At 63.9% G+C, this 8,230-nt stretch carries 6 protein-coding genes and 1 pseudogene; 1 reads left to right on the top strand and 6 read right to left on the bottom strand.

Annotated elements, in window-relative coordinates:
- Positions 1-127: 127 nt before the first annotated feature.
- The 3 genes from B552_RS0100950 to B552_RS0100940 all read right to left on the bottom strand — a co-directional run bounded on the left by B552_RS0100950 (position 128) and on the right by B552_RS0100940 (position 3,618).
- On the bottom strand, positions 128-1,327 hold the full coding sequence (locus B552_RS0100950) for a pyridoxal phosphate-dependent aminotransferase (protein WP_019447114.1): 1,200 nt from the start codon (positions 1,325-1,327) through the stop codon (positions 128-130).
- A 93-nt stretch (positions 1,328-1,420) separates the two neighbouring features.
- Complete coding sequence (locus tag B552_RS0100945) at positions 1,421-2,254, bottom strand: 3-keto-5-aminohexanoate cleavage protein (RefSeq protein ID WP_237718138.1); 834 nt, start codon at positions 2,252-2,254, stop codon at positions 1,421-1,423.
- A gap of 38 nt (positions 2,255-2,292) precedes the next feature.
- Positions 2,293-3,618 carry an aspartate aminotransferase family protein gene (locus B552_RS0100940; RefSeq protein ID WP_019447112.1) on the bottom strand — a complete coding sequence of 442 codons (1,326 nt, stop codon included), beginning with the start codon at positions 3,616-3,618 and terminating at the stop codon, positions 2,293-2,295.
- Between the two features lie 193 nt (positions 3,619-3,811).
- On the opposite strand from B552_RS0100940, the gene B552_RS0100935 reads away from it, so the two are divergent.
- Positions 3,812-4,708: a MurR/RpiR family transcriptional regulator gene (locus B552_RS0100935; protein ID WP_019447111.1), complete on the top strand. Its 897-nt coding sequence runs from the start codon at positions 3,812-3,814 to the stop codon at positions 4,706-4,708.
- A gap of 167 nt (positions 4,709-4,875) precedes the next feature.
- Here B552_RS0100935 and B552_RS0100930 read toward each other — a convergent pair.
- From B552_RS0100930 to B552_RS0100920, 3 genes and pseudogenes are all read right to left on the bottom strand, one after another.
- Positions 4,876-6,080: pseudogene (locus B552_RS0100930) on the bottom strand (sel1 repeat family protein).
- A gap of 70 nt (positions 6,081-6,150) precedes the next feature.
- Positions 6,151-7,347, bottom strand: a complete 1,197-nt coding sequence (locus tag B552_RS0100925) for a sel1 repeat family protein (protein ID WP_019447109.1) — start codon at positions 7,345-7,347, stop codon at positions 6,151-6,153.
- Positions 7,348-7,416: 69 nt separating this feature from the next.
- Positions 7,417-8,208, bottom strand: a complete 792-nt coding sequence (locus B552_RS0100920) for a phospholipase D-like domain-containing protein (RefSeq protein WP_237718137.1) — start codon at positions 8,206-8,208, stop codon at positions 7,417-7,419.
- Between the last annotated feature and the right edge of the window lie 22 nt (positions 8,209-8,230).

Genomic DNA, 8,230 nt, shown 5'->3' with positions numbered 1-8,230 from the left:
TGACACGGTTGCTCTCCCGCAAGCGGGAGAGGGGAGAACACCAAGGGCATATCAAACGCTGATGGTTTGCTCCCCTCTCCCGCACGGCGGGAGAGGGGCCGGGGGAGAGGGCAAGGCGTATCAATGGCTACCGCCCCAGATACCCGCGCAACCGCTTCACACCCTCATCTAGACGCGCCGTATCGCACGCATAGCACCAGCGCACGAAGCCCTCGCCCTCGTCGCCGAACGCACTGCCCGGCGCCAGGCCGAGGTGGGCCTCACGCACAAGACGCTTGCAAAGGTCGAGACTGTCCGTGGCGCCCGCCAGCCTGAAGAACACGTACATCGCCCCGTCTGGCGCGTGCGCATCGATCCCGGGCAGCGCCGACAGTGCGTCAACCAGATGGTCTCGCGCCGTACGCAACCGCCGCACCAGGTCCTGCGTGAACGACTCGCCCTCACGCACGGCCACCACCCCTGCCTCCTGCACGAATGACGGCGCGCAGGACGTGTTGTATTCGATAAGCTTGCCGAGATCAGCCATGACCAGCGACGGCACCACCATCCAGCCGAGCCGCCAGCCCGTCATCAGCCACGCCTTCGAAAACGAATTGACCGCGATGACCCGCTCCTCGCGGCTGGCGATATCGAGGAACGACGGCGCGACCGACCCCTCGTTGCCGTAGTAAAGCCGCTCATAGACTTCGTCGGCAATGATCCAGATGCCATGGCGGCGGCAGTGCTCGAGCACTGCCCGCTGCGCCGCGCGCGGCATGACCCAGCCAGTGGGGTTGTTCGGCGAATTGATCGTCACGGCGCGCGTGCCCGGCGTCAGCGCGGCCAGCAGCTTGTCGACGTCTAGCGTCCAGCCATTGGCGCCATAGTCGAGCGTCACCGTTTCCACGGTTGCACCAAGGATGCGCGGGATCTCGACAAGGTTGGGCCACAGCGGCGTCACGGCCACCACGCGATCTCCGGGACCGATGACAAGCTGTGCGGCCAGCATCAATGCATTGACACCGGCACTGGTCACGGCGACGTGATCGACCGATGTGGCGCCGTGCAGGCGGGTGGCGTACGCGGCAATCGCCTCACGCAGCGGCGCGATGCCAAGGTTGTGGTTGTAGAACGTGGCGCCGTTGGCCAGCGCGCGGCTGGCGGCATCGCGAATGAACGGCGGCGTGACCTGGTCCGATTCCCCGAACCAGAACGGCAGCACGTCCGGCAGGCCGAGGCCGGCATTGGCGACTTCGCGGATACGCGACGCGCGCAATGCGTGCACGACATCGCGCGCCCGTGGTGGCGCTTCGGTCAGGAAAGACTGGCGGGACGGGCTGGTCGACATCGGCACTCCTTCGGCGGAATGATGAAGCGCCTAGCGTACCGGAATCCGGCCCGCCGTGCCGCAGCAGTCAGATGGCCTTCAGTCAGCCGGCCCTTAATCGGAAAAGCGCTCGCGCAGCGCGTCGGCCGTCATCGAGGCATAGCCGAGCCCGGCAAGCGGCGTGCGCACCGCACGCAGCAGCGCCGCGTTATCGGGCGCCGTGACGCCATCTGGCAGCGTCATGTTGTTCTCGAACCCGATGCGCGCATGGCCGCCGAGCATCACCGCCGTGGCAGCGCAATCGGCCTCTTGCTTGCCGAACGCGCAGACCGCCCATTCGATGCCGGACTGGTCCAGCCCCATCTCATGCCACGCGGCCAGGAAAGGAATCAAATCCGCTGGCGACGACTTCTGCCCGGCCGAGTAGCGGCCCAGCACGAACAGCACCCAGTGCCGGCCAGCCGGAATCGCGCCGCTTCCGCGCAGGGCCGCATAGCGGCGCACGTCTTCCGCGTCGTAAAGGATGTACTGCGCCACCACATGTTCACGGTGCATCCACTGAAAGAAGTCCGCGGCGGCCGGCAGCGCGGCGGCATCGGGCACAAGTTCGCGCACGGCTACCGAGGCGGCTTCCGGGCGCAGTGCACGCACCATGGCCATCTGCTGCGCGGGCTGGTAGATGCCGACCGCTTCGGTGGTGAGCTGCAGCACCAGCGCCGGGCCCACGGCTTTGCGCACCGCCGCAATGGCCGGTTCATAGTCGCCGACTTCCAGGCTATGCGTGGCATCGGCGCGGCGCACGTGCAGATGAATCATGGCCGCGCCAGCGTCCACGCATTCACGCGCGCACTGGGCCAGTTCGTCGGGGGTGATCGGCAGGCGCGCGTGATCGGCGTGGGTCTTGCGCGCGCCGTTCGGGGCTACCGCCAGTGCAAACGGGCGGCGCAGCGTATCGGCAGCAGTCTGGTTCGACATCGCGTTGCTCCTCAGGCCGGCAGTACGGTCTTCACGGCCTGCGTGAAGCGATCGACGATATTGTCGATATCGGTGGGCGTGCAGATGAACGGCGGTGCGAACAGCACATGGTCACCGTGGATGCCGTCGACGGTGCCGCCCATCGGATAGACCAGCACGCCGTGCTCCATGCACGTGCGCTTGAGCACCGCATGGGTCTTCTTCGCGGGATCGAGCGTGGCCTTGGTGGCGCGATCGGCCACGAATTCCACACCGACGAACAGGCCGCGGCCACGCACGTCGCCAAGGTTCGGATGGTCGCCAAGCGACTCGCGCAGGCGCGCGCGCAACTGCTCGCCGCGCGCCAGCACGTTCTCAAGCAGGTTCTCTTCGGCGATCGTTCGTTGCACGGCCAGCGCCGCTGCGCAGGCCGTTGCATGGCCGATATAGGTATGGCCGTGCTGGAAGAAGCCGCTGCCACCGATGATCGCGTCATAGATGCGCGAGGTCGACAGCATCGCGCCAATCGGCTGATACCCGGCGCCAAGGCCCTTGGCGATCGTCACGATATCGGGCACCACCCCGTCCTCTTCACACGCGAACAGATAGCCCGTGCGGCCCATGCCGGACATCACCTCGTCCAGGATCAGCAGCACGCCGTACTTGTCGCACACGGCGCGAATGCGCTTCAGATAATCGGCCACCGGCGGCACTGCGCCAGCCGTGGCACCGACCACGGTCTCCGCAACAAAGCCTGCCACCGAGTCGGGACCGAGTTCAAGGATCTTGGCTTCCAGCTCATCGGCCAGACGTTGCGCGTACTGCTGGTCCGATTCACCGGCGGCCTGATCACGATAGGCATAGCACGGCGACACATGGTGCGCCGGCACCAGCAGCGGCAGGAACGGCTCGCGGCGCCACGCATTGCCGCCAATCGCCAGCGCGCCGAGCGTATTGCCGTGGTAGCTCTGGCGACGCGCGATGAAGTGGCGGCGCTGCGTCTGGCCGATCTCCACGAAGTACTGGCGCGCCAGCTTCAGCGCGGCTTCCACGGCTTCGGAGCCGCCCGATACGAAGTAGACGTGATTGAGATCGCCGGGCGCCGCGTCGGCCAGCGTCTGGGCCAGCGTTTCGGAAACCTCGGTCGTGAAGAACGACGTGTGTGCGTAGGCGATGGTGTCCACCTGCGCCTTGATCGCCTCGATCACGCGCGGATGGCCGTGGCCAAGACAGGAAACCGCCGCGCCGCCCGATGCGTCGAGGTAGCGCCGGCCGTTGCTGTCGATCAGCTCGATACCCTGGCCGCCAACGGCGACCGGCAAGGTTTGCTTGGGATTGCGGTGGAATACGTGCGTCATGGTGAGATGCGGGTCTGCGCGGAAACAGGTGTGAGTATAGGAACAACGTCCGCGTCACGCAACAAGTGTTTCATTATATGCGCGAAAAGAAACATACGATACCTAGACCCGAGACTCGGTTCCCAGCACATCCGCGCCTGCGCCGTATCAAGCTGTGCAACAATCGTTGCATTACGCAGATCCAGAGCCCCACATGCCCACCTCCACGCCCAAGCCGCCCCAGTCGCTCGATGCGCTGCTGGCGCAACTTCGCGCCGATTTCCCGAACCTGAGCGCGCAGTTCCAGAGCGGCGCCCGCTACCTGCTCGATCATCCGCGCGATATCGCGATCCAGTCGATGCGCAAGGTGGCCGCCAGCGCCGGCGTGCAGCCCGCTACGCTGGTGCGGCTGTCGCAGGCGTTGGGGTTCGAAGGCTGGCAAGGGCTGCGCGAACTGTTCGTCGAGGCCGTGCGCGACGGCGAAAACCAGCCCTACGCCCGGCGCGCCCGCAAGGTGGTCAGGGAAAGTGGGTCGAGCCGCATGTTCTCGGAGATGATCGAGGTGCAGCATCACAACCTCGACGCGCTGCTGGCCAGCAACGCCGATACGCTGCCGCACGCGGGCGAACTGCTTGCCGCGGCGCCAATGGTCCATGTGGCGGGCTTCCGCTCATGCTTTCCGATCGCGTTTTCGTTCCACTACATCTACGGGCTGTTCCGCAGTTCGGTGCGCCTGATTCGCGGCGACGCCGGCACGCTTGAGATGGAACTGCGCGCACTGAACGCGAAGGACGCGGTGCTGGTAGCCGGCTTCGCGCCCTATTCGCAGGAAAGCCTGCGCGTGGCCACCGCCGCGCGCGAGGCCGGCTGCAAGGTGATCGCACTGACCGACAGCACGGTGGCGCCAATCGCCCTGCAAGCCGACTGCACACTGCTGTTCGCGATCGACAGCCCGTCGTTCTTCCCTTCGATCACCAGCGGCGTGGCGATGGTGGAGGCGCTGGTCGAGCACCTGCTGGCAAAGAAAGGCAAGGGCGCGATCCGGGCGCTGGAACAGACGGAGGGGCAGTTGCATCGCACGGGGGCTTATTTGCCGGTGCAGAGGGGGTAATGGGGATTTCTGGCGCTTCCTGTTATCTCGCTCATTGGGTCACTCATGCATGGGATGGCACCGCGTTGCCCGATGGTCAGATTTCCCCATCGGGCCGCTTCACTTGCGTGACAGCACGCTTCAAGGAAAATCCGACCAGAAGGCATAGCGCAACACCTCTACGCACATTACGCATCGCCATGCCCCACCGGTTGCCACTGCACGGGAAAACTCACCCAATCCGGGCCCAGCCAGCGGTCAAGCAGCGCGAACAGGCGCGGCCGCGCGAAGATTACACGGGCATTGTGCTGTCCTTGCTGAAATATAAGGGGGCGTCGGGGTATGGAGCGCCACTCTCCCCTAGAACCCGCCAAAGGCCCGACTCCGGACAACGCTCGCCGGTGTTCACGCATGTGCCCAGCGCCGCCTTGGGCGGTGGTGGCAGCGCCAGGCCGGTCGCAGGGTCGAGGCCCTTGTCCCGGCACAATCTATTGATCAGTTCGTCAGAAGGCTTCTCTGGTGACACCTCTGCGGCCTGCTCCTTCTCCCATTGAAACGTGCCGTCCCACGGCGGGAGCTTGGCGGGGGGCAGCGGGACGATCTGGTCGATGTCCGGGACCTTGGGGTTGCGGCCTTCGTTGCGGATCAGGAATTTCCAGATTGCCTTGTAGCGCTGTGAGCGTTCGGGGTCGTAGGGGAGTGCGAGATAGTCGAGTTTGTTCGATGGAAGCGGGCCGTTGAAGCCGTCATTCAATGCGTACGCCGACATCGAGTTACCCGCCATCACACCCTCCTGGAACGTTCTCAGCGCTTCCGGATAGAGACCATCGATCTTCATATCGATACCTAAAGTGCTCGCTGCCTCGCCGTGTCCTTGCTCAACGGCGCATTGCCGCATCTGCTTGGCAATATCGGGAGCCTTGTCCAGCGGAGCGAGCAGGTTGCCAACGTAGAACTGCGCTTCCGCGCTTCCCAGATCTGCCGCCTTGCGGAAATAGCGCAGCGCCATCTCCTTGTTCTGCTTCAGTCCATAGCCAATGTTCAGGTAGAAGCCGATATCGTAGTAGCCAGACGGTATGCCCGCATCAATCAACTGGCTTGCCAGCTCGATGCTCTCCTTCTGCGGCAGCGGCGATGATGCCTGGCCCTGCGACACCAGTAGTTGCAGATTGCGATTGGCCTTGTAGTGACCATGCGCGGCCGCTATCCGGTAATAGCGGGCCACCTCGTCGTAGTCGTTTTGGCTCTGGCGCTTCTGCAGGTAGCGGGCGTACAGGAACAGCCCGTCGGCTTCGGGGTCTAGTGGTGGCAGATGGTTGGCCTCATAGACACAGGTGAAAGCCAGATTGGCCCGGACAGTAGCCAAATCAGGAACGGTTCGAACGGTTCGCATCGGCTTTTCCTCGGTACAGGCGGTCAAGGAAAATCCGGCCAGAAGGCCTATCCCAACACCTCTACGCACGCTACGCATCGCCATACCCAACCAGTTGCCACTGCACGGAAAAACTCACCCAATCCGGGCCCAGCCAGCGGTCAAGCAGCGCGAACAGGCGCGGCCGCGCGAAGATATACACGGGCATCGTGTTGCCCTTGCTGAAATATAAGGGGGCGTCGGGGTATGGAGCGCCACTCTCCCCTAGAACCCGCCAGAGGCCCGACTCCGGACAACGCTCGCCGGTGTTCACGCATGTGCCCAGCGCCGCCTTGGGCGGTGGTGGCAGTGCCAGACCCGTGGCGGGGTCGAGACCCTTGTCCCGGCACAATCGATCGATCAGTTCGTCGGACGGCTTCTCTGGCGGCACCGCCTCTGCCTGCTCCTTCTCCCATTGGAACGTGCCGTCCCACGGCGGGAGCTTGGCGGGGGGCAGCGGGACGATCTGGTCGATGTCCGGGACCTTGGGGTTGCGTCCTTCGTTGCGGATCAGGAATTTCCAGATCAACTCGTAGCGCCGCGAGCGCTCCGGGTCGTATGGCAGCGCAAGGTAGTGGAGTTCGTTCGCCTGTGGAGGTCCATTGAAGCCTTTCTCGAGCAATGAGGCAGACATCGAGTTGCCCGCTGCCACGCCTATCTGGAATGCCTTCACCGCTTCGGGGAAGTGCTTCTGTCCAGACCGATTGACCCCCAATCGCGCAGCCGCTTCCCCGTGGCCTTGCTCAGTGGCACATTGGCGCATCTCTCTGGCAACGTCTGGAGCTCTGTCCCAAGGAGCAAGTTGATTGCCGACGTAGAACTGCGCCTCCGCGCTACCCAAGTCCGCCGCCTTGCGGAAGTAGCGCAGTGCCATCTCCTTGTCCTGCTTCAGTCCGTAGCCAATGTTCAGGTAGAAGCCGATATCGTAGTAGCCGGACGGTATCCCCGCATCAATCAACTGGCTCGCCAGCTCGATGCTCTCCTTCTGCGGCAGCGGCGATGACACCTGGCCCTGCGACACCAGTAGTTGCAGATTGCGATTGGCCTTGTAGTGACCATGCGCGGCCGCTATCCGGTAATAGCGGGCCACCTCGTCGAAGTCCTTCGGACCCTGAAGCTTCTGCAGATGACGAGCATACTTGAACAGCGCATCGGCCTCAGGGTCCAACGGCGGCAGATGATCGGCCTCGTGGGCACAGGTAAAGGCCAGATTGGCGCGCACGGTGGCCAGATCGGGAACAGTTCGCATCGGTTTTTCCTCGGTACAGGCGACCAACGATGTAACCGCCAGTAATAGAGCTAGTGAAGTGCGCAAGGTTCAATCCCGGATTGTTCGCGTTGGATCGTCGCGGCGGAACTGGATCAGTGATGCATAGGGAGATTCCTTCCCCGCCTCCTGCCGATCCGCATTCCGCGAAATGATCTCCGCCCAAGCCTCAAACGCCTTCGCCGGATCATCCTGCGCCCCCAACCCTTTCGTATGGATTCCCCACAACCGCCGGCGCAGCGGCTGCGTTGAAGCGGCGTGCTCGTGGCAGATATTCAGTTCGCTGTCGGCTGCCATGCTGCGCGTGTTGATATTGGCCGACCCCAACGTCGTGAACACGTCGTCGACGATCATCAGCTTCGAGTGGATATAGACGTCCTGCCACTGGCCCGGCGGCGAGTCTGGCGCCACCAGCGTGCAGATATGAACCTTCAGCCCGGGTATCTCCACCGGCACGACGACCTTCGGCGGCTCCTTCATCTGGGCCTGCAGTTCGGCCTGTCGCCGTTTCGACTGCTCAAGCCTGTCTTGCGCCTTGGTCAGCATGTTCCGGACCGCTTCATTGTCGACATGCTGCTGGAACTCGTGCGCACCGCGGATCGCTTCGTTCGCCTGCCGCTGCTGCGCAACCGCTTCCTTGTGCTGTGCCTTCAGCTCAGCCTGACGGATATCCTCGCGCTCCAGCTTCGCCACCCCGATGATGGTTTCGGCGCGCCCCAGAGAATCGAGCATCCGGTAGGTGTTGACGGTGCCATCGCCCATGCCTTCATCGCTGGAGTTGGTCACCACGAAGAGATAGATGCAGCCGTGCTTGCCTGCATCACGCCCCTGTTCGAACTGCACTGCCGCAGCCTCCTTGATCTTC

Source organism: Cupriavidus sp. BIS7, from assembly GCF_000292345.1.
GTDB lineage: Bacteria > Pseudomonadota > Gammaproteobacteria > Burkholderiales > Burkholderiaceae > Cupriavidus.
This window is presented reverse-complemented; position numbering and strand designations above follow the sequence as displayed.